This is a genomic window from Acinetobacter sp. SAAs474 (assembly GCF_032823475.1).
GTDB lineage: Bacteria > Pseudomonadota > Gammaproteobacteria > Pseudomonadales > Moraxellaceae > Acinetobacter.
On the sequence record NZ_CP127915.1, the window covers coordinates 1,219,664 to 1,242,458 of the forward strand.

A 22,795-nucleotide genomic window follows, 5' to 3' on the forward strand; every position below is an offset into this window, starting at 1 on the left:
AAGCCAATTTTTTATGGCGTATGAGTGCAACAGGATTTTGTTTTGCCAGTTTTGGGGTGGGAGGACTTATTTTAGGTGGATTGGTTGCACCGATCATTAAACAATCAACAAAAAATGAGAAATTAAGACAAGATCGTACGCAAAAGTTAGTGAAATACACCTTTAAAGGTTTTACCGAAATGTTGGTTAAGCTTGGTGTAATGCACTATGAAATTGAAGGATTAGAAAAACTAGAACATAGTCAGCAAGAGCTGGTGATTGCAAATCATCCTACTTTAATTGATGTGGTGATTTTAATTGGTGCGATGGGGCGCGCAAATTGTGTGGTTAAACAAGCCTTATGGTCCAATCCTTTTGTTAAAGACGTGGTCCAAAATGCAGGATATATTTTAAATGCTGGCTCTGAACAGTTTATCCAAGATTGTGTCGCTAAACTGACACAGGATAAAGCGGCATCTTTATTAATTTTTCCGGAAGGCACAAGAACGGAAAAAGGAAATATTTTAAATGAATTTCAACGTGGTGCAGCCAATATTGCATTACGAGCAAATGTTCCGATTCGACCGGTATGCATTCGTTGTACGCCTTCTACACTAACAAAAAATGAAAAATGGTATCATATCCCATCTCATCGATTTTACATTCATGTCAAAATAATGGATACAATAGCCGCCGATCAGCTACTGGAAGATAATTTGATTTTGACGGAGCATGGGGTTCACCCTAAAACAGTGCGTCACTTGAATCAGATTTTACATCAACATTTTATGAAAGAGTTACTGACAAATGAGCAATCTTGCTGATGAATTAAAGCAAATGATTATTGATGTGCTTGCACTTGAAGACATTAGTAAAGACGATATTGATAGTGAGGCACCATTGTTTGGGGAAGGATTGGGACTTGACTCTATTGATGCACTAGAACTAGGTTTAGCTTTAAAGAAACGTTACAACGTACATTTAAATGCTGAATCTGCAGAAACGAAACAATATTTTAAATCAATTCAAAGTTTAGTTACTTTGATTGAAGCACAGCAATAGCATAAGAGGTTGTCATGCTTACCCAAGAACAAGTTCTAGATAAATTACGAGAATGGATGGATGAACTCTTTGAAATTTCTCCAGATACCATTCATCTAGACTCACATTTAGCCAGCGATTTGGATATCGACAGTATTGATGCTATTGATTTAGTTGTAAAAATTAAAGAGCTTACGGGAAAACAAGTCAATCCCGAAGATTTTAAAAATGTACGTACAATACAGGATGTTGTGATTGTCATTCAAAATATGACCATCGAATGAAAAAACTGTTAAAAGGACTCGTGATTATTGGCTTTATGCTGTATCCATTTTTGGTGGCATATGGTTTGTCTCAAGGTCAATATCAATGGGTGAGTATGCTTTTAATTGCTTTAGGAATCATAAAGCTATTAGATAAAAAATCGAGTTTATTATGGCCATTAGCAACATTTGCAATTTTGTGCGGTGGTTTAAATTTGTGCTTAAAGGATCAGGCTTGGCTGAAATTATATCCTGTCTTAATGAGCTTGGGGGCGTTGGTCATCTTTGCGATGACCTTATTTAAACCACCTTCAATGATTGAGCGTTTTGCTCGACTTGTTGAGCCAGACCTGCCTGTTGAGGGGGTGTTGTGGACAAAAAAAGTAACCATAGTGTGGTGCATATTTTTTTTACTCAATGCCGTGATTTCAGGCTTTACCGTTTTTTTTACATCAACCTATATTTGGACGATTTATAACGGTTTGCTTTCTTATTTACTTATGGGGATGATTTTGATGGGAGAGTTTATTCTACGCAAAAGACAGCAATATAAGTATCGAATAAATAAATAAAATCTGGATTATGATTGTGGGCAATATCAAAGATTATCTTCATTCAGCACAACTGCTGTGCATACGTCAGGATTTAACGGGTATTTCCTTTCAGCAGTTCTGGCAAGATGTTGCAATGCAATGTCATGAAATTAAAAAACTAAAACCAATGACTTATGCACTTTGGCAACACAGTAGTTATGAATTTTTAGTTTTACTATTTGCAGCATTACATGCTGGAAAAACCGTTATTTTGCCACCACATCGGGTTGCTGAATTAGAGCAAGATCTAGCAAAACAACAAATTTATTTTTTAAATCGCCAAGCACTATCCCAGTCAGACGCGAGCATAGAGCAGCAATTACACTTTGATGAGCATTTTTATACTGAGACAAGGCTTTATTTTTATACATCAGGTTCGACGGGGCAGCCGAAAAGTATTGCTCGTACATTAAAACAATTGTTGAGTGAAGTACAGGGTTTAGAGCTGAGCTTCGGGTTGAGTAAAGCCGCAATTGCGCTTGCAACTGTCAGTCACCAACATATTTATGGATTACTTTTTAAACTTTTATGGCCACTGGCAACACATCGTAGTTTTTATGATCAACACATCGCCTTTCCGGAAGAGGTTAGCGAAATACAAAAAAAATTAGTGATATTTAATCAGCCAAACTATTTAATTTCTAGTCCTGCTTTATTAAAAAGATGGACAACAGATGTAATTTTAAATCACTGTATCGCAGTTTATTCTTCAGGTGGTAAATTGGACGCAGGCATTCGTCCTTATATAAATGTGATGATTACAGAGGTATTTGGTAGTTCTGAAACTGGCGGAATTGCATACCGTTATCATGATGATGCATTATGGCATGTATTTGAAGATGTTGAAATTAAAGTGGTAGCAGCTCAGGAATTAGCCGTAAAAACTGCGCATGCCAGTAGTGATGAATGGATTTTAACTGCAGATCAGGTTGAGCTTAGTCATCCTCATGATCTGAAAAGTGATTTTAGATTATTAGGACGTTTAGATCGGATTGTTAAACTGGAAGAAAAACGCTTAAGTTTAGATGCAATTGAGCAGCAAATCTTAAGTCTTGGTATAGTTGAGCAGGTCTATGTTTTGATTATTGAAAAACAGCATAGGCAAATGTTAGCAGCTATCGTCATACTTAATCATCAAGGACGTGAGCAGTTGCAGCATCTCGGTAAGGCTCAATTTGTCCATAGATTAAAAACACAATTAAGTTTAAAACTGGAAAGTATTGCGCTGCCTCGCCAGTGGCGCTTTTTAACTCAATTACCGCAAAATAGCCAATCAAAATTAGATAAGCAATATATGCAATCGATATTTGAAGAAAACAGATATCCAGTGGTTTTAAGCCAGTTTATTGAAGAAAAAGACATCAGTTATATTCTCGAGTTTATTGAAGAATTGGCCTGTTTTAAAGGACATTTCCCTGGTCAGCCAATTTATCCTGGGGTCGGGCAAATTGGTCTTGTACAACATTTTGCCAAGAAAAATTGGCTTGATTTAGCGTGGTGTAATGGCTATGAGCAAGTTAAATTTCAAGACTTGATTCAGCCAAAAATGGTGCTGTGCTTAAATCTACAACGCCAAGCACATAAAATTATTTTTGAATTAAAAAATCAAGATAAAGTGTTTGCGTCAGGACGGTTATTATTTAATTTAAATCCTATACAGCAAGATGGCTAAAGGAGAGATTGTGAAATATTGTTTTATTATTCCTGTTTACAATCATCCTTATTATTTAGAGGCATTGGTTCAGCAACTCAATACTTTTCATGTACCGATTATCATGATTAATGATGGTAGTGATCAAGCATGTACAGCGTTATTACAGCGTATTGCTGTGCATTATCCATTGGTAGATTTAATTCAACACCCTGTTAATCAGGGCAAAGGTCAAGCGGTTTGTAGCGGTCTGTTACATGCACATCGATTGGGATTAACTCATGCTTTACAGTTAGATTCAGATGGACAACATGATTGGTCTGACATTACGCAATTTTTACAAATGTCTCAACAATATCCACACGCAATGATTATTGGACAGCCCGTATTTGATCGTTCAATTCCTAAAAAACGTCTATATGGGCGTTATTTAACCCATATCTGGGTGTGGATTAACAGTTTATCTTTTGATATTAAAGATAGCATGTGTGGTTTTCGAGTCTATCCGATCCAAAAAACCGTCGATATTTTAAACTATCATACATTTCAACCGCGTATGGGCTTTGATACAGAAATTCTTGTACGCTTAAAATGGGAAAATGTAACCTTTATTAATCTCCCCACCAAAGTTATTTATCCTGAAAATGGGATCTCTCATTTTAATGCACTAAAAGACAATCTTGAAATTAGTAAAACACATGCACGACTTTTTGCGGGAATGTTAGTGCGTCTACCTCATCTACTTTATCGCAAGCTTAAACGCTAAATTGAGTTTTTGATCATGGTGGAAAAAAATACTCAGAAATGGAATACGCTTCAAGAACGTGGCGGCATGTTACCATTGAAGTTGATGCTGATTTTTTATCGACTCGGCGGTCGCAGTTTATGTCGATTGATTTTATACTTTATTATTATGTGGTATTGGCTATTTTCCAGAATTGCACGAGAAGCTTCTTTAGAGTATTTACAGAGATTACATCAGTTTTTTGGCCAGCACTCACCATTTTCCAGCTCACCCACATGGTTGCATAGTTACCGGCATTTAATGACCTTTGCTGAATCTATTTTAGATAAAATCGAAGGTTGGCTCGGTCATATTGGTGATGAATCACTTGAGTTATATGGTCATGAACATTTTCGTGAACACTATCAACGCGGTACCATTTTAGTGGTGTCTCATTTCGGTAATATTGAACTATTACGTGCTATTAAATCTGAACATCAACAGAAGATTAATGTACTGGTCTATCAAAAGCATGCTGGAAAATTTAATAGATTTTTAAAAGAATTGAACCAAAATGTTGATATCAATTTAATTTCTGTAGATGAGTTAGGAGTTGAAACAGCACTCGTTTTACAACAAAAATTAGATCAAGGTGAATGGGTGATTGTGGCAGCAGATCGAACCCCAGTGCAATCTGATAAAATTCAATTACTTGATTTTTTAGGTCAGCAAGCCGCATGGCCACAAGGTGCATGGCTGTTAGCACATTTATTAAAAGTGCCTGTCTTAGCTGTTTTTTGTTATCGTGTTGGCGATAAAATTCAAGTCCATATCCATCATATTGCGCAACAGTTAAATTTCCCGCGTCATCAGCGTATACAAGCGATGCAGCAAGTAACGCAAAAATATATAGAACTTTTACAGCATCATTGTCGGTTAATGCCATATCAATGGTTCAATTTTTATCATTTTTGGAACAAATAAAGAGGCAGCAGGATGTTAGTTATTGGGGAATCATTACTCACGATAGAAGATATCGTTGCTGTGGCCCGAAATGAACAAAAAGTGGTTTTATCATCATCGGCATCATGGTTACAATTGATTCAGCAAGGCGCAGACTTTCTGGACAGTTTACTACAACAAGATGGTGTGATTTATGGTGTAACAACAGGTTATGGTGATTCATGTCTTATTGAGGTGCCACCCGATCAAGTGGGAGAATTACCTTTACATTTATCTCGTTTTCATGGCTGTGGCTTAGGTGAAAATTTAGATTTAGTGAGTGCTCGTGCTGTTGTAGTGACTCGACTCTGTTCGTTGGCACGTGGTTATTCAGGTGTATCCTTGGCATTGTTACAACGCTTAGTCTGGATGCTCAATGAAAATGTTATTCCTGTGATTCCATCGGAAGGCTCTGTGGGTGCGAGTGGTGATTTGACACCATTGTCTTATATTGCGGGTGCTTTGGTCGGCGAGCGTGATGTATATTATCAGGGAAAAATTGTTGCGATTGCCGATGTGTATGCAGAACAACATATACAGCCATTATGTTTAAGGCCCAAAGAAGGTTTGGCATTAATGAATGGTACTGCGGTCATGACGGCATTGGCGTGTTTAAATTATCAAAAAGCACAGCAAATTGCATTGGCCAGTACAGCTATTACGGCACTCAATGTTTTGGCTTTAGCAGGAAATCCCAATCATTTTGATGAATTTTTGTTCGCCCAAAAACCACATTTAGGCCAGCAGCATATTGCAGCGCAACTGCGTGACTGGCTCAATTATCAGGCAGAAAAACAACAGCAGAGTTCTCGATTACAAGACCGTTATTCATTACGCTGTGCACCGCATGTGATTGGTGTATTTGAAGATTCAAAGGTCTGGTTACGTCAATTTATTGAAAATGAACTTAATTCGAGCAATGACAATCCTTTAATTGATCCTATCAATTTGCGTGTATTACACGGTGGACATTTTTATGGTGGTCATATTGCGCAAGCCATGGATAGTTTAAAAATTATGATCGCAAATATTGCTGATCTTATGGATCGTCAATTAGCCCAATTAGTTGATTATAAAATGAATAATGGTTTACCTCGCAACCTAACTGGTTCGAGTACTGAGCGTTTAGCACTTAATCATGGTTTTAAGGCTGTACAAATTGCGGTTTCAGCTTGGACTGCTGAAGCGCTAAAGCAGACTTTGGCAGCCTCTATTTTTTCTCGTTCTACCGAATGCCATAATCAAGATAAAGTCAGTATGGGGACGATTGCAGCACGTGATGCCAGTCGGGTCATTTTATTGACGGAACAAGTTATTGCAGCATTAAGTTGTGCAAGTGTACAAGCGATTAAACTAAAAGGTTTAGATACACAATTGGGTTCTGTTTTAACAGCATTTCAACAATGGGTACTGCAAACTTTTAGTTATGTAGAAGAAGATAGATCTTTACAAAAAGAGCTACAAACATTGGTCAATCGATTAGAAAATTTAGAATTGATTGACAGCACAATTTTTACCCAATAGCAAAGGATCCGTAAGCATGTATGTCGATATTGTTATTGAAGTACCATTTCATGATGTAGACACCATGGAAATTGTTTGGCATGGGCACTATTTAAAATATTTTGAAATTGCACGCTGTCAGTTACTTGATCAGTTTAATTATAACTATAATCAAATGCGTGATTCTGGCTATGCATGGCCTGTGATTGAAAGTCATGTTCGTTATGTACAGGGAATCGTATTTCAGCAAAAAATTCGTGTACGCGCCATCTTAAAAGAATGGGAAAATAGATTAAAAATTGAATATCAGATTTTTGATGCAATAACTGGTCGTCGATTAACCAAAGGTTATACGTCTCAAGTTGCTGTAAATATGCAGACACGCGAAATGTGTTATGTCTCTCCCGAAATTTTATTGCAACGACTCCATTCATGGTCAGAGTTTAAATCAGTATGAAGATAGATATTAAATATTGTATACAAGTTACTGTGATGAGTATGGCAATAATCGCCAGTAGTATGTCGCTGGTGTATGCTGGACAAAGTAATGCGCAAAAAATTTTTCAACAATTGTCTGCAATGCCACTGGTGAGAGCTGATTTTGAGCAACGTAAGAAATTAAGCACTTTAAATAAAACCTATATATCGAAAGGTACCGTTTTATTTGCTAAAAATTATGGTGTGTTATGGCAAATCCAAACACCTGTTAAAGCTGATTTAATCGTAACAGCGCAAAAATTGGTACAAAAAACTCAACGGACATATAGTCAAATTGAGATTAATAAAACACCATATGGTTCTGTTGCAACCATGTTTTTACAGTTAATGTCTGGTAATGAAGTGGCATTAGCAAAAAACTTTAATATTGTTTCTGCAAAATATACGCCTGTGCAATGGCGTATTGTATTAACGCCTAAAAGCAGTTTATTTAAAAAGCTATTTGATCAGGTTGATATACAGGGGCAACGTTATGTCGATGAAGTGTTGATTCAAGAAAAAGCGGGGAATACCACTCAGATTATTTTTAGTCAACAAACATCACAACCGAATACTTTAATGGCTACAGAACATGCACTTTTCCAATTGGCAAAATAAAGCAACAGCAATTTGGTTAGTTGTTTTAACGGTGATTGCCTTCATGCTGGGCATTGCATGGTTAAAAAAAGAAATTCATATTGAAACCAATATTTTTGCTTTATTGCCTGAAGTTCATCAAGATCGACAGCTTGAGATGGCACAACAATATGTTAGTCATCAGTTGAATAATAAAGTTTTTGTGGTGCTGGATGCTAAAAATGATGAAAATATAGCCAAGGCAACACAGTTATTTCAACAAAAAATTAAGCAAAGTGGTGTGTTTAAACCGTTAAAAGCTCAATTTGATAGTGAATCATTTGCAAAAAATTTATATCAACATAAAGTTGGGCTATTAACGCCAAGTGATCAGGCCTTATTGGCATCAGGTGATTATGATGCTTTAACTGAACAGAGCCTATTACAATTTATCAGTCCAGGTGTACCCATTAATGCTGAGATATTACAACAGGACCCCTTTTTATTTTTTCCACGTTATATTTTGGGATTAGCAGCACAGCAGGATAATAATATTCATTTGGAAAATGGTTTTGCTACACGTCGTGATCATCAGGGAATTTCTAGATTATTGATCATAGAGTTAAACAATAGTCCATATAATATTGATTACCAAGAGAAAACTTCAAAATTTATTGATCAGATTAATCAACAATTAAAGACTCTAGATGTTAAAGCACATTGGACAGGGACTTTATTATTTGCTGCATTCGGTACCCACTCTGCTCAAAATGAAATTTCAACTATTGGTTTAGGCTCAACCTTAGGCATTTTATTTTTGGTGTGGTTTGGCTTTCGTTCGATACGGCCAATGTTTACTGAAATGATTGCGGTCAGTACAGGATGCCTTGTCGCATTTGCCATGACGTATTGGTTATTTGGTGAAATTCATTTGATTACCTTGGTTTTTGGTGCCAGCTTAATCGGTGTATGTGTGGATTTTTCCTTTTATTTTATGGCGATGCAGTCACAACAGCGTCAACTCAATGGTTTTGAAGTTTTAAAGCCAATATTGCCTAGTTTGCTGGTTGGCCTACTCACTACCTTATTGGCTTATGTTGTGTTGAGTTTTACGCCATTTCCGGGATTTAAACAAATTGCAGTCTTTTCCATTGTTGGCTTAACATCGGCATGGATAAGTAGTATTTTATTATTGCCGCGATTACCAGCATTAAATGCAGCACCTGCAATTCGTACTTTAGGTTTTATCGGACGTTTAAGAGCATATATTCAACAACATCGTTATTTACGTTACATCGTGATTATCGTTATTTTATCTGTGACAGGACCGAGTCTCTTATTCTTGCAAAGTAATGATGATATTCGTAACTTACAAAGTATGGATATCAGGCTAAAACAAGAAGATCAATATATTCGTGATCGGTTTGTCCAGCAGCAAGGTAGTGATTATTTTGTTGTCCACGGACAAACACCTGCCGATTTAGCTGCTAATGAGCAAAAACTATTAAAGCAATTGCAACAATTAAAACAGCAAGGAAAATTAGGTGCTTATCAAGCATTAGGCCAATGGTTGCCGAGTGAACAGGAACAACAGAACAATATTCAGTATTTACAAAATATTCCTTATACAAAGCTACAGGCTTATGCAACAGCGATGCAGCTTAACCTGCATGATCTGCTACAGTGGCAACACCATTTATCACAACAGCCGCTGTTAAATATTCAGGCATTTTCTGGTCATCCTTTTGCCTTTTTACAAATCAATCCTACGACACGTCTGGTGATGTTGCAAAATGTCCAAGATATAGCAGCATTACAGCAACTGAGTGACCATCATATACAATTATTACGACCGGTGAATCAACTTTCAGTATTATTTCAGCAGCATCGAATTCATGCGCAATGGCTATTGCTGGTCGCGTTTGCGATTCTCGCTGTTGGTCTGGGAATTTTCTATGGTATTCAAGCGATTGTACCTTTAATGCTTCCAGTGACGATGGCATTAATGACGACTTTTGCGATACAGGCCTGGTTGGGTGTAGAGATTAATCTTTTTAGTATAATGGGTACATTCTTGATCGTTGGGATTGGGGTCGATTATGCCATTTTTTATTATCATGGTCATGATCATCCACATGTAGTTGCTATGGCATTATTTTTATGCATGATGTCAACTTTTTTTGGTTTTGGACTGCTGTCATTTAGTCAAACGTATGCAATTCATTGTTTTGGTTTAACAGTGCTGTTGGGGGTGGTATTTGCATTTATTTATGCCACTTTATTTACGACAGCCCATACTTCCCACGATATGACTCAGTAATAGTGCTGAAGATGACAAAAAATAGGAATAAGATGATGGCGATAACGCAACACGTTGATGTACTGATTATTGGTGCAGGACCTTCAGGAAGTTCAGCAGCTGCATTACTGAGAAAAAAAGGTTATCAGGTCACAATCATTGAGAAACAGTATTTTCCACGCTTTTCTATTGGTGAGTCCTTATTACCACAATCAATGGTTTTTTTAGAAGAAGCGGGTTTATTAGAGACCATTGCAGATCATGTCAATACTTATGCGTTTCAATATAAAAATGGTGCTGCTTTTTTAAAAGGTTCACAGCGTAGTCATTATGATTTTAGAGAAAAATTTACTGCGGGGCCAGGAACGACTTGGCAAGTTCGCCGTGCGGAGTTTGATCATTTACTGGCTACACAAGCGCAAAAAATGGGCGCGGAAATTCGTTTTGGTCATGAAGTAGTCGCCGTCAATATCGAGCCAGATCAACCAATTTTGACAGTAAAAAATGCCGAGAATGAAACTTATCAAATACAGGCCAAGTTCTTATTAGATGCCAGTGGTTTTGGACGAATTTTACCTAAATTACTCGATTTGGAACAGCCATCAGATTTTCCGGTACGTCGTGCTATTTTTACTCATATTGAAGATGGTATTTTAGATCATCCTGATTTTGACCGAGAAAAAATTTTAATTACAGTACATGAAAAAGATCCACGAGCATGGTATTGGTTGATTCCATTTGCAGATGGACGTTCATCATTTGGTATCGTGGCAGAACAAGATTTTTTTGAGCAATATGGTCAACTTGGACAATCTGCTGATGAATTACAACAACGATTTAAAGAAATTTTAGCGGATGATCCAAGCTTATCTCAGTTGTTAACAGATGCTAAATGGGATACGCCTGTACGTACCTTGGTGGGGTATTCTGCTAATGTAAAACAACTGGCTGCTAAAAATTTTGCTTTATTGGGGAATGCTGGAGAGTTTTTAGATCCAGTATTTTCATCTGGTGTAACGATTGCATTAAAATCATCAAGTATGGTTGTTCCATTAGTTGAGCAGGTTTTACAAGGTCATGATGTTGACTGGATGGAACACTATGAAAAACCGTTACGTCAGGGAATTCAAGTATTCCGTGCTTATGTTGAAGCATGGTATTCGGGTGCATTTCAAGACATTGTGTTTTGCAAACATCAACAACCACGTGTACGTCTCATGATTTCAGCTTTACTGGCAGGTTATGCGTGGGATCAAGACAATCCATTACATCGTAATACTCAACAGCATTTAGCTACATTAACTGAATATTGTCGTGAGCAATAGCCAAGAAGACCAAATATGAGGGATCAATTTCAAATGCGATTCATTGGATTAATACTGTTGGTGGCAATGTTATGTAGTGGATGTCAGCATTTTATTCCTGCAGCACCTGGTTTAACTTCAGTGACATGGCCATCGTTAAGCTATCAGCGACAAGATCAGGTTGAAGTGCAATGGAAAGATAAAAGCTTTAGTTTTTTATTGTACCAACAACAAAATGGCTCTAATTTACAATTGATCGCGTTGAGTTTAACGGGTCAACAGCTATTCCAACTTTCTTTTGATGGTCAACATGTCATTGTTGAGCAACGTATCGATCAAATGAAGTTATTGCCGTTTGACTATTTACTTCGCGATATATTGTATGCGACCTATCCAGATTATAAGACTCAGGCGCATATCAAATATGATGGTAATAGCAGTATGGTTTTTATACAGGACCATTTGATCCTGAATATTTTAAAACACAAAGATCTGATTGAATTAAATAATATTCAAGTGCCTTATCAAATGACGATTAGTCCAATAACTGAAGTTTTAGAGCATGATGGGGGGGGAACATGAATCCTACGATAGATCAAAATCATGCGAATGCTGTTGGGATTCAGTGTGCAATAGGGTTGTCTGCATTAGGCACAACACCACAGCAATTAACAGCTGCTTTGATTGGGCAGCAAAATACTTTAACACAGACAGCAGATTTTATTGCAGATAAAAAAGTATGGGTAGGTGCGTATTCATCTGCTTTGCTGGAGCATGTGCCTGCTTTTCTAGGCCATGTTGATTCACGTAATTTACGTTTTGCACTGACTGCATTAAGCAAGATTGAGCCAGCATTAAAAATATTTACTGCACCATATGCAAGCCAGCGGCTGGCAGTCATTTTAGGTACCTCCACATCAGGTTTGGCAGATAATGAACCTATACTCAAACAATATTTTATCCAGCAGCAAGTCCAACCCATTATGCATCACAAGCAAGAAATGGGATGTCTCGCCAAAGCAGTTCAGGCTTATTTAGGCTGGCAAGGGCCAGCCTATACCATTTCAACAGCCTGTTCATCAAGTGCCAAGGCAATTGCTGCTGGGCAGCGCTTAATTCAGGCTGATTTAGCTGATGCTGTATTAGTGGGCGGGGTCGATACCTTATGTAAACTCACTTTAAATGGTTTTAATAGCCTAGAAAGTTTGTCTGCCTCAATTTGTCAGCCATGTGGTGTGCAGCGCGACGGTATTAACATTGGTGAGGCAGCAGGTTTATTTTTACTTTCTAAAGCGCCAGCAGAGATTATGTTGTACGCGGCTGGAGAATCCATGGATGCATGGCATATTTCAGCACCACATCCAGAGGGAAAAGGTGCAGCAGCCGCGATGCAAAATGCTTTAAATCAAGCCCAGTTATCTGCGCTAGATATTAATTATTTAAATATGCACGGTACTTCAACAGCGCAAAATGATGCAATGGAAGTAAAAGCAATCCGAACAGTATTTCAAGATTACCGCTTACCTTTAAGCAGTACCAAACATAAAACTGGACATTGTTTAGGTGCCTCAGGCGCGATAGAAGCTTTCATTTGCTATCAGGTTTTAAAGGATCAATCTTGGTTGCCATTACATCATGCTGGAGACATTGATGTTGCATTAAATGATCAAGCTTATATTTTAAATCATCATTTATCTCAGCCGATTCAATTTGCAATGAGTAATTCATTTGCTTTTGGTGGGAGCAATATTAGTTTAATTTTAGGAACCCATCGTTAATGATCAATGCATGTTCATTTATTCCACATGAAAAGCCAATGATATTTATTGATCATTTAATTGAGGTCAATTCAAATGCTGCAATTGCTGAACTAGTGATCACACCAGAACTGTTATTTTGTGAATCACAAGGCTTACCGACTTGGACCAGTATTGAATTAATGGCACAAACCGTGAGTGCTTATGTAGGATATCAACATGGTGGCCCAGCTCAAAAGCCGAAAATTGGTTTTTTACTAGGAACACGTAAATTACATCTACCATTGGCATTTTTTGCCTATGGTGAGACGGTGAAAATTCATATTGAACAAGTTTATATTCATGAAGGATTAGGACAGTTTAACTGTACAATTACCTATCAAGAATATGTTTTTAATGCCACGATTAACGTATTTGAACCAAATCATTAAACATCATTAGGAAGATAGTGTGAATAAACGAATTTTAGTAACAGGTTCGAGCCGTGGGATCGGTAAAGCAATTGCTTTAGAATTGGCCAAAGCTGGGTTTGATGTAACCTTGCATGCGAGATCAAGACAACAAGAAGCACAGCAAGTCGCGCAAGAAATTCAGGCTTTAGGACAACAAAGTCATGTTTTAATGTTTGATGTTAATGAGCGTGATAAAATTGAACAAATATTACAACAAGATGTTGAAACATATGGTGCATTTTATGGTGTGGTATTAAATGCTGGTTTAAGTCGGGATGGCGCTTTTCCCGCATTAACAGATCATGATTGGGATGATGTTATTTCAACATCTTTAAATGGTTTTTATAATGTTTTAAAGCCGATTGTGATGCCAATGATCCATTTAAAAAAAGGTGGACGTATTGTTACGCTTTCTTCAGTTTCAGGAATAATGGGGAATCGAGGACAGGTTAATTATAGTGCTGCAAAAGCGGGTCTAATTGGTGCAACAAAGGCACTGGCACTTGAATTGGCAAAACGTAAAATTACGGTAAATTGTGTAGCTCCTGGTGTAATTGAAACAGAAATGGTCAGCGATGAAGTCAAAGCGCATGCATTAAAAATGATTCCTTTACAACGGATGGGACAGGCTGAAGAAGTTGCTAAATTAGTCAGATTTTTATGTAGTGATGATGCGAGCTATATTACGCGTCAGGTTATTTCGATCAATGGAGGGTTGATTTAATGAAGCACGTTGTTGTTACTGGCATGTCAGGTATTACATCATTAGGTGAAACAGCAGACCAAATTTTTGCCCAGTTTAAACAGGGAAAAAGTGGAGTGCGCTATATGCCTGAATGGGAAATATATAGCGATTTACGTAGCAAACTTGCTGCACCTGTAACTCATTTTACCACACCAAGCCATTTTAATCGTAAAGTGACTCGAGGAATGGGACCGGTGGCATTGATGTCTGTCATTAGTGCCGAAAAAGCATTAGAAGATGCCGGACTGTTACAAGATTCTATTCTTGGGAGTGGCGAAACGGGAGTGGCTTATGGCTCTTCGGCAGGGAGTGTTAATGCAGTCAAAGAATTTGGTGCAATGTTGCTTGAAAATAATATGAATAAGCTGAATGCAACCACTTATATTCGAATGATGTCACATACCAGTGCCGTGAACATGACGGTTTATTTTGGTTTAAAAGGATTGACCTTACCGACTTCAAGTGCCTGTACTTCAGGCTCTATGGCAATTAGTCAAGCGTATGAAGCGATTAAACTTGGTAAACAAATATTGATGATTGCTGGCGGTGCAGAAGAAATTAGTGCTGCTGGCTCTGCTGTTTTTGATGTGATGCTCGCCACCAGTGTACAAAATGAAACACCTGAAAAAACACCTCGACCTTTTGATACTCAGCGTGATGGTTTAGTGATTGGTGAAGGTGCTGCAACCTTGATTTTAGAGGAATATGAACATGCTGTAGCACGTGGTGCTAAAATCTATGCAGAGGTTATCGGTTATGCGAGTAATAGTGATGGTCAACATGTCACGCGACCAGATACTGAAATGATGGGCCGCTGTATGCATTTAGCCTTAAAAGATGCACAAATTTCTGCAGATCAAATTGGCTATGTTAATGCACATGGCACATCGACAGATCAAGGTGATATTGCTGAAAGTCAGGCGACTGCACGTGTTTTAGGTAAAAAACCGATTAGTTCATTAAAAAGTTATTTTGGCCATACCTTAGGCGCTTGTGGTGCCATAGAAGCATGGCTCAGTATTGAAATGTTATTACGTCAACAATTTATTCCAACATTAAATTTAAATGAAGTGGATCCTTTGTGTGGCGATTTAGATTATATTTCGGGTGATATACGTAATATTAAAACAGATGTGATCATGAGTAATAATTTTGCTTTTGGTGGTATTAACACGTCCCTAATTTTTAGAAAAATTTAACCTGTAAGGATAAAATCATGTCGATTAAAAAAATGGCTTTCGTCGCAGTACTTTCTGTATTGGGAATGAGTACAAGTTATGCTGCAGATAAAATGTATAACTATAATTTTAATGATGCTGTCAATCGTGCTATTGCAGATGGTGTTTTGGATGGTTCGGTTAAATTTTATTTAGCAGGTACACAATCTGGCGGCAAACTGATTGAAGCAGGTGTAGTGACCAATAAAAAAACCAATGGATTTGCCAAATCTGCTGAGGGATCTTGCGATCATGTTTTACGTTCAGCATTAATTCAATTGCAAAATGCTGCACAACAAAAAGGTGCAAATGCAGTCACCAATATTGTCAGTTTTTATAAATCTAATGAAACGAAAAGTACCACCAGCTATCAATGTGCTAAAGGAACGTTGATGACTGGAGTTGCTTTAAAAGGCAATTTAGTCAAGCTATAAGCCGATTTATGTAGCTTGATCCCTTTATGCTTTGAGATAAAGGGATTGCTACAAGGTGAATCCTGTATAAATTGGATCAGTGTAGCGTGAATGAAGCTCCGTTGCTCCACATACTGCGAATCGGCAACGATGACATCCAGAATCTATTTTATTGTTCATCCCTGTATGGAAATAGGCGATATGCTCGATTTTATGCACATTGTACGGATTATATTTGAATGAGCTTGATGCAAAAACAGCCATTAATTACCCTTCATATTTATTCATTAGCGCAATTATTAACTCAGCTGAAAGCAGATTTTAGCAATCTTAGACGATTTAATGATTATAAAAAAGACCGAATTTATCAATGTCGTGATCAACATTTAACTGAGCAACTTGATGTTAAAATTTCAAGTCAAGATATTGCATATACAGCATATGGCAAGCCATATTTAGCTCAATATCCAGATTTGGCATTTAATCATTCTCATAGCCAGCAGCATTATGCATTGGCTATCAGTGAAACATTGCAAGATATTGGTGTTGATATTGAGGACTTATCACGCCAAGTACGTTTTGATGCCTTGGCAAAACATGCTTTTCATCCCAATGAATTGGCACACTGGTATGACAGAGATCAGGACAAAAATTATTGGTTTAAGGTTTGGACCACTAAGGAGGCAGTATTAAAAGCATCCGGGTTGGGAATTAGGATCAATTTAAATGGTTTAGATACCCAATGCTTTGCTTTTACAGATCAGGGTCAGTGCTATCATCCTCAAATCGGTTATTTTGCCTTTCAGCATGTATATTTAGCACATGCATTGCTTACGCTTGCATGGCGAATTACTACATTTGATCCGATGTTACAGTATCCAGATATTGCGGTAATTCAGCATTAAAAAAGCCCATCCGAAGATGAGCTAGATGTCGTCATTGATATCGTGTCTTAAGGAATTTCATCTTCATCAAATTCAGGTTTAACTTGCACAATAAAGTCTTGACGATTTAAGCCACGCCATAAGGCAAATGCTGTACCAATATAGATCGATGAATATGTTCCTACAAATACACCAATAAACATCGCAACTGAGAACCAGTGTAAACCGTCTCCCCCTAAGAACATCATTGCCATCACCACCAGTAACAGTGTCATTGAGGTATGAATGGTACGACGTAAGGTTTCGGTCAAGGCAATGTTGACAATTTCTAATGGTGTTGCCCCACGAATTTTACGAAAATTCTCACGAATACGGTCAGAGACAACAATATTATCATTTAATGAAAAACCAATAATAGCCAATAGTGCGGCAAGTACGGTTAAATCAAAAGGCCATTGCATCATGGCAAATACGCCTAGTGTCACAATAATATCGTGGAATAAAGACAGTACTGCACCCATTGCCAGTTTGAATTCAAAGCGAATGGTGACATATACCAGCATCAATAACAGTGCTAACCCCACAGCACCGGCTGAACGTAAGTAAAGCTCATTACCGACTTGTCCACCTACCATATCCACTTTATTGACTGCCGCTGGATTATTGGGTAGCTGTACCGCCGTATTAATGATTTGATTGAGGTTATCCACTTCCATGCCTTTTTGTACCGGCATACGTACCATGAGATCGCGATTAGATCCTAAGGTTTGCACTACAGGATCTGTAAAGCCAGCATTGGAGAGGGCTTTACTAACATCTGCAGCCTGTACAGGATGGGTGTAATTGACTTCTGCAGAAATCCCGCCAGTAAAGTCGAGACCCAAATTTAGGCCTTTGGTTGCAATAAAGAAAATGCTAGCCACAGTTAAGAAGATCGAAAGCAAAGCTGCAGGCAATGCAATCTTCATAAATGGAATGACACGCTCTTGCTCAGGACGGCCGTATTTTTTTGAATCGAGTTGAGTATTTTCAGTCATCTTTTTGGATCTCCTTAAATGCTCAACTTTTTCAAGTTACGTCGTTTACCATAAATGAGTTGGACAATCGCACGTGTTACTGTGATTGCAGTAAACATAGAGCAGATAATACCAATCATGAGTGTTACAGCGAAGCCTTTAATTGGGCCAGTACCGATAGCAAACAAGATAAATGCAACTAAAAAGGTGGTTAAGTTTGAGTCAAAGATGGTGTTATAAGCACGATCATAACCTGCCACAATGGCTTGTTTGGGCGAGGCTCCCCATTTCATTTCTTCACGTATTCGTTCACAAATCAGTACGTTGGCATCGACGGCCATACCAATGGTAATCACAATACCTGCAATACCCGGTAATGTTAATGATGCACCAATCCAAGACATAACAGTCAAAATCATGGCCAAGTTAAAGACCAAGGCAAAATTGGCAATTAAACCAAATAGGCGGAAGAAAACCACCATCCAGAGTGCAACCAACAAGAAGCCAATTTGTGTTGATAATACGCCTTTGTCGATATTTTCCTGTCCGAGGCTAGGGCCAATAACGCGCTCTTCAACAAAGTACATTGGTGCAGCTAAAGCACCAGCACGTAGCATTAATGCCAATTCAGCCGCTTCTTGTGCGGAATCTAAACCTGTGATACGGAATTGAGATCCCAACACGGCCTGTATCGTTGCGGCATTAATAACCACAGATTCAGTATAAGGTGTACGAACTTCAGTTTGTGTACCTGTTTTAGGATCAGTGACATAACTTATTTTTTGTTTGTTCTCAATGAACAATACTGCCATACGTTTACCCACGGCATTACGTGTTGCCTCGGACATGAGCTTGCCACCAGCAGTATCCAAAGTAATGTTAACTTCGGCACCTCCAGTATCTTGGCTAAAGCCACTCGATGCATTTTGTACACGCTCACCTGTTAGGATGCGATTACGGTTGAGTAAAAGTTGGCGGCCACTATCTAAAGACTGAAAAGCAAATGCTTCAGTACCCGGAGGGGCTGTACCTTTGAGTTGTTGGCTATAAGGGTCAATATATTGATCATTTAAATCAGAAACTAAGCGGAATTCTAGGTTTGCAGTTCGGCCTAAAACACGTTTTGCTTCAGCAGTATCTTGCACACCGGGTAATTCAACTACAATACGATTGCTGCCTTGAGTTTGTACCAGTGCTTCTGCAACCCCTAACTCATTAATACGATTTCGTAATGTGGTTAAGTTTTGATTGACGGCATAAGATTCAATTTCTTGTTGACGTGCAGGTGTGTAGTTTAATCGTAAGGTTAGACCATCATTGGTTGCTAGTGCTTGTTGAGTAAACTCATTACCATTTCGGCGTAAGAAGTCCATTGCTGCTTCGCGATCGGCCGCATTGGCAAATTGAACAGTAATCGTATTGTTGTTTAACGATAGGCTATTAAATTTAATTTTATTATCGCGGAATTGACGACGAAGATCTGTGGATGAAGTCTCCATACGTTGTGCAATAGCTTTATTCATATCCACTTCTAATAAGAAATGAACACCACCACGTAAATCCAGACCTAACTTCATTGGTTTGGCACCAATTTTTTGTAGCCATTCTGGTGTAGTTGGAGCGAGGTTCAATGCAACAACATAATTGTCACCTAAACCACGACGTAATGCTTCTTTGGCTTTTAACTGTGCTTCAGAGTTATCAACGCGTAAAAGTGCTGCATTATTGGTAAAGGTGTTATCGTGAGTTGCAATATTGTCACTTTTTAAAATTTGCTCTGCTTTTTGTAAGATGCTTTGATCAATCTGGGTACCGGCTTTGGCACCAGAAATTTGAACGGCAGGTTCATCTGGATACAAACTTGGCAGGGCATATAAAGTACTAATCACGAGAACTACAATGATGAGTAGATATTTCCATGCTGGGTAACGCATTTATTTTCTTCTTAAAATGAAAGTAGTCGTGCGAATCGCACGACCATTTTTGATTAAAGACTATTAAGAGTGCCTTCAGGAAGAACCGATACAACGCTGGCACGTTGTACTTTTACTTCCACGCCACGGCTTAACTCAACAACTGCAAAGTCACCTTCAATTTTCGTAATTTTCCCCATTAGGCCACCAGCAAATACCACTTCACTACCTACCCCAAGGCTTTGTACTAATGCACGATGTTCCTTGGTACGTTTTGCTTGAGGGCGCCAAATTAAAAAATAGAAAATTGCAACAAAAACAGCAATCATCAGTAAGTTAGCCATTAGGCCGGGTTGTTGTGCTGATTCACCAGCAGCATGAGCAGTAGCAATAAAAAGGCTCATTTTATTTTCCTAAATTGAGAAACTGTTTAACGAGATAATGAATACATTGACCTGTTAGCAATTTACATGGTCTTTTTGTTCAGTGCAAATCCTGAAGAATTAATCTTCTGGACAAGGTGGGACTTCTAATCCACGACGCGTATAAAAGTCTTCAACAAAAGCATCAAAAGTACCTTGATCTAAAGCATCACGAATATCTTGAGTGAATCGTTGGTAATAACGCAGATTATGAATTGTTCCCAGCATGGAACCTAGCATTTCTCCACATTTTTCTAGATGAAAAAGGTAGGCGCGGCTAAAGTTTTTGCAGGTATAGCAATCACAATGTGGATCTAGTGGACCTTGATCATGACGATATTGACTATTGCGAATACGGACAAGACCATCGGTTACAAAGTAATGTCCATTACGTGCATTACGTGATGGCATCACACAGTCGAACATATCGACACCACGACGAATTCCTTCCACGATATCTTCAGGTTTACCTACACCCATTAGATAGCGTGGCTTGTCTGCAGGCATTTTTTTCGGTAGATAGTCTAAAACCTTGATCATCTCTTCTTTAGGTTCGCCCACAGATAACCCTCCAATGGCGTAGCCATCGAAGCCAATTTCAAGCAAACCATTTAATGATTCATCACGTAAGTCTTCATACATACCACCCTGAATAATACCAAATAGGGCATTGGTATTTTTTAACGCTTGGTGATGGTGTTGTTTGCATCGCTTTGCCCAACGTAAGGAAAGTTGCAAGGATTTTTGTGCTTCTTCATGGCTGGCAGGATAGGGGGTACATTCATCAAAAATCATGACGATATCTGAATTTAAAACCTTCTGGATTTCCATGGAAATTTCAGGAGAAAGAAATACTTTTGAACCATCAATTGGCGAGCGGAAAGTTACCCCTTCTTCTTTGATTTTACGCATTGCGCCTAAGCTAAAGACTTGGAAACCACCTGAATCGGTTAAAATAGGTTTGTCCCATTTCATAAACTCATGTAAGCCGCCATGCTCTTTAATCACTTCTAGGCCAGGGCGAAGATAGAGATGGAAGGTATTACCCAAAATAATTTGTGCTTTAATTTCTTCAATATCTCTTGGCAACATGCCTTTAACAGTGCCATAAGTTCCAACAGGCATAAATACAGGTGTTTCTACAACACCATGTTCAAGTGTTAAACGGCCACGTCGAGCACGACCAGACTGAGCCAACTTTTCAAACTTCATAGACGATCCAAAATCAAGGCGAAAAAACAGTTCGCTGATTGTTTTGTTAAAAAGGAGCTATTTTCCTTGATTCTGTATTGAAACGCCAGCTTAAAACTGTTGTAAAAAAGCAAAATGATCAATCAGTGATTGGGATATAAATGATCTGTGTTGCTTGCAATTAAATCGATTTGTTGCTCCATTCAACATTGTAGTGATGATGTGTAGCAATATTGGAGAGTCATGATCAATAAAATCAGCCGTACTTGACGGCTGACTTTATATGCTAAATTAATCTGTATTGAATTGAATATAGAGCGGCTTAAGGTAAAAACCGATCAATTAACATAGCATCACCATAACTAAAGAAACGATATTTTTCAGCAATGGCATGTTGATAGGCTGTGAGAATATTTTCACGATTGGATAATGCCGAAACGAGCATCAGTAAGGTAGATTCAGGTAAATGAAAATTGGTGATTAAGCGATCAACGACTTTAAATTCATAGCCTGGATAAATAAAAATTTGTGTATCACCTGTCCAGCCTTTCAGTTCACCACCATTGGCTTGAGCAGCACTTTCGGTGGCACGTGTTGCGGTGGTACCTACGGCAATGACTTGATTACCACGTGCTTTAGTTTCTTTAATACATTGCATCGCTGCATCAGAAACTTCACACCATTCACTATGCATAATATGATTTTTAATATCATCAGTGCGTACAGGTAAAAAGGTACCAGCACCGACATGTAGCGTGACAAAAGTGGTTTGAATACCTTTACTTGCCAATTGATCTAATAAGTTTTGGTCAAAGTGTAAGCTTGCTGTTGGTGCTGCGACACTGGCCAATTTGGTTGGATCATTAAAAACAGTTTGATAGCGAACAGTATCAATATCTTCTGCTTCACGATTAAAGTAGGGTGGAATCGGTAAGGCGCCATATTGATCTAAAACCGTTAGAATAGGTTGAGAAAATTCAACAATAAATAAATTTTCGTGGCGACCTGTAACGGTGACTTTAACTTTATCATCACCAATAAAGAGTTCAGCACCTGCTTTAGGTGAGTTACTTGCCTTGATATGGCAATGTGCAATAAATTGATCGTTGATACGCTCAACCAGTATTTCGACAGCACCACCTGTAGCACGCTTCCCTTTTAAGCGAGCCTTCATTACTTTGGTGTCATTGAGCACCAATAAATCACCAGGTGCTAATAGGTCAATAAGGTCAGTAAAGTGATGATCTTGATAGTGTCCTTGAGCATTAAGATGTAACAGTCGTGATGCACTGCGTGTTTCAAGTGGGTAACGCGCAATGAGTTCATCCGGAAGATCAAAATTAAAGTCTGAAAGTTGCATGATAAGACGCGAA

The 22,795-nt window shown here is 38.2% G+C and carries 24 protein-coding genes; 19 read left to right on the forward strand and 5 right to left on the reverse strand.

The window, feature by feature from the left end; all coding sequences use genetic code 11:
• Nucleotides 1-20: 20 nt before the first annotated feature.
• From QSG86_RS06730 to QSG86_RS06820, 19 genes are all read left to right on the forward strand, one after another.
• Entirely contained in the window at nucleotides 21-803 is a 783-nt protein-coding gene (locus QSG86_RS06730; protein ID WP_317032690.1) for a lysophospholipid acyltransferase family protein, read from the forward strand.
• Nucleotides 787-1,041 carry a phosphopantetheine-binding protein gene (locus tag QSG86_RS06735; protein ID WP_317030785.1) on the forward strand — a complete coding sequence of 85 codons (255 nt, stop codon included), beginning with the start codon at nucleotides 787-789 and terminating at the stop codon, nucleotides 1,039-1,041. Before QSG86_RS06730 ends, QSG86_RS06735 begins: the two co-directional genes overlap by 17 nt.
• 14 nt (nucleotides 1,042-1,055) lie before the next feature.
• Nucleotides 1,056-1,304: an acyl carrier protein gene (locus QSG86_RS06740; RefSeq protein WP_317030786.1), complete on the forward strand. Its 249-nt coding sequence runs from the start codon at nucleotides 1,056-1,058 to the stop codon at nucleotides 1,302-1,304.
• Nucleotides 1,301-1,855, forward strand: a complete 555-nt coding sequence (locus QSG86_RS06745; RefSeq protein ID WP_317030787.1) for a septation protein IspZ — start codon at nucleotides 1,301-1,303, stop codon at nucleotides 1,853-1,855. The genes QSG86_RS06740 and QSG86_RS06745 overlap by 4 nt, the downstream gene beginning before the upstream one ends.
• Before the next feature lie 10 nt (nucleotides 1,856-1,865).
• Nucleotides 1,866-3,548: an AMP-binding protein gene (locus tag QSG86_RS06750; RefSeq protein ID WP_410487450.1), complete on the forward strand. Its 1,683-nt coding sequence runs from the start codon at nucleotides 1,866-1,868 to the stop codon at nucleotides 3,546-3,548.
• The gene (locus tag QSG86_RS06755; RefSeq protein WP_317030788.1) at nucleotides 3,541-4,293 is read left to right on the forward strand and encodes a glycosyltransferase family 2 protein; all 753 of its coding nucleotides are present in this window, start codon (nucleotides 3,541-3,543) and stop codon (nucleotides 4,291-4,293) included. Before QSG86_RS06750 ends, QSG86_RS06755 begins: the two co-directional genes overlap by 8 nt.
• A gap of 15 nt (nucleotides 4,294-4,308) precedes the next feature.
• Complete coding sequence (locus QSG86_RS06760; RefSeq protein ID WP_317030789.1) at nucleotides 4,309-5,235, forward strand: acyltransferase; 927 nt, start codon at nucleotides 4,309-4,311, stop codon at nucleotides 5,233-5,235.
• 12 nt (nucleotides 5,236-5,247) lie between these two features.
• Nucleotides 5,248-6,777, forward strand: coding sequence for an aromatic amino acid ammonia-lyase (locus tag QSG86_RS06765; RefSeq protein ID WP_317030790.1), 1,530 nt, complete (start codon nucleotides 5,248-5,250; stop codon nucleotides 6,775-6,777).
• 16 nt (nucleotides 6,778-6,793) lie between these two features.
• Nucleotides 6,794-7,213, forward strand: coding sequence for a thioesterase family protein (locus QSG86_RS06770; protein ID WP_317030791.1), 420 nt, complete (start codon nucleotides 6,794-6,796; stop codon nucleotides 7,211-7,213).
• Between the two features lie 41 nt (nucleotides 7,214-7,254).
• Nucleotides 7,255-7,851, forward strand: a complete 597-nt coding sequence (locus QSG86_RS06775) for an outer membrane lipoprotein carrier protein LolA (RefSeq protein WP_317030792.1) — start codon at nucleotides 7,255-7,257, stop codon at nucleotides 7,849-7,851.
• Entirely contained in the window at nucleotides 7,826-10,129 is a 2,304-nt protein-coding gene (locus tag QSG86_RS06780; RefSeq protein ID WP_317030793.1) for a hypothetical protein, read from the forward strand. Before QSG86_RS06775 ends, QSG86_RS06780 begins: the two co-directional genes overlap by 26 nt.
• A gap of 35 nt (nucleotides 10,130-10,164) precedes the next feature.
• Entirely contained in the window at nucleotides 10,165-11,433 is a 1,269-nt protein-coding gene (locus tag QSG86_RS06785) for an NAD(P)/FAD-dependent oxidoreductase (protein ID WP_317032692.1), read from the forward strand.
• Between the two features lie 15 nt (nucleotides 11,434-11,448).
• A complete protein-coding gene (locus tag QSG86_RS06790; RefSeq protein WP_317030794.1) occupies nucleotides 11,449-11,994 on the forward strand; it encodes a DUF3261 domain-containing protein in 546 nt (181 codons plus the stop codon).
• On the forward strand, nucleotides 11,991-13,190 hold the full coding sequence (locus tag QSG86_RS06795) for a beta-ketoacyl-ACP synthase (protein WP_317030795.1): 1,200 nt from the start codon (nucleotides 11,991-11,993) through the stop codon (nucleotides 13,188-13,190). The genes QSG86_RS06790 and QSG86_RS06795 overlap by 4 nt, the downstream gene beginning before the upstream one ends.
• Entirely contained in the window at nucleotides 13,190-13,600 is a 411-nt protein-coding gene (locus tag QSG86_RS06800) for a 3-hydroxylacyl-ACP dehydratase (protein ID WP_317030796.1), read from the forward strand. Before QSG86_RS06795 ends, QSG86_RS06800 begins: the two co-directional genes overlap by 1 nt.
• 19 nt (nucleotides 13,601-13,619) lie before the next feature.
• The gene (fabG, locus tag QSG86_RS06805; protein WP_317030797.1) at nucleotides 13,620-14,345 is read left to right on the forward strand and encodes a 3-oxoacyl-ACP reductase FabG; all 726 of its coding nucleotides are present in this window, start codon (nucleotides 13,620-13,622) and stop codon (nucleotides 14,343-14,345) included.
• Nucleotides 14,345-15,565 carry a beta-ketoacyl-ACP synthase gene (locus QSG86_RS06810; protein ID WP_317030798.1) on the forward strand — a complete coding sequence of 407 codons (1,221 nt, stop codon included), beginning with the start codon at nucleotides 14,345-14,347 and terminating at the stop codon, nucleotides 15,563-15,565. The genes fabG and QSG86_RS06810 overlap by 1 nt, the downstream gene beginning before the upstream one ends.
• 17 nt (nucleotides 15,566-15,582) lie before the next feature.
• A complete protein-coding gene (locus tag QSG86_RS06815) occupies nucleotides 15,583-16,017 on the forward strand; it encodes an excinuclease (protein ID WP_317030799.1) in 435 nt (144 codons plus the stop codon).
• A gap of 227 nt (nucleotides 16,018-16,244) precedes the next feature.
• Nucleotides 16,245-16,901 carry a 4'-phosphopantetheinyl transferase family protein gene (locus tag QSG86_RS06820; RefSeq protein ID WP_317030800.1) on the forward strand — a complete coding sequence of 219 codons (657 nt, stop codon included), beginning with the start codon at nucleotides 16,245-16,247 and terminating at the stop codon, nucleotides 16,899-16,901.
• Between the two features lie 47 nt (nucleotides 16,902-16,948).
• Here the strand turns inward: QSG86_RS06820 and secF are convergent, their stop codons facing one another.
• The 5 genes from secF to queA form a co-directional block, all read right to left on the reverse strand.
• Nucleotides 16,949-17,917, reverse strand: coding sequence for a protein translocase subunit SecF (gene secF, locus QSG86_RS06825; protein ID WP_317030801.1), 969 nt, complete (start codon nucleotides 17,915-17,917; stop codon nucleotides 16,949-16,951).
• A gap of 14 nt (nucleotides 17,918-17,931) precedes the next feature.
• Entirely contained in the window at nucleotides 17,932-19,830 is a 1,899-nt protein-coding gene (gene secD / locus QSG86_RS06830) for a protein translocase subunit SecD (protein ID WP_317030802.1), read from the reverse strand.
• A gap of 53 nt (nucleotides 19,831-19,883) precedes the next feature.
• Nucleotides 19,884-20,213: a preprotein translocase subunit YajC gene (gene yajC / locus QSG86_RS06835; RefSeq protein ID WP_317030803.1), complete on the reverse strand. Its 330-nt coding sequence runs from the start codon at nucleotides 20,211-20,213 to the stop codon at nucleotides 19,884-19,886.
• 99 nt (nucleotides 20,214-20,312) lie between these two features.
• Nucleotides 20,313-21,443, reverse strand: coding sequence for a tRNA guanosine(34) transglycosylase Tgt (tgt, locus tag QSG86_RS06840; RefSeq protein ID WP_317030804.1), 1,131 nt, complete (start codon nucleotides 21,441-21,443; stop codon nucleotides 20,313-20,315).
• Between the two features lie 301 nt (nucleotides 21,444-21,744).
• Complete coding sequence (queA, locus tag QSG86_RS06845; protein ID WP_317030805.1) at nucleotides 21,745-22,782, reverse strand: tRNA preQ1(34) S-adenosylmethionine ribosyltransferase-isomerase QueA; 1,038 nt, start codon at nucleotides 22,780-22,782, stop codon at nucleotides 21,745-21,747.
• Nucleotides 22,783-22,795: the final 13 nt, after the last annotated feature.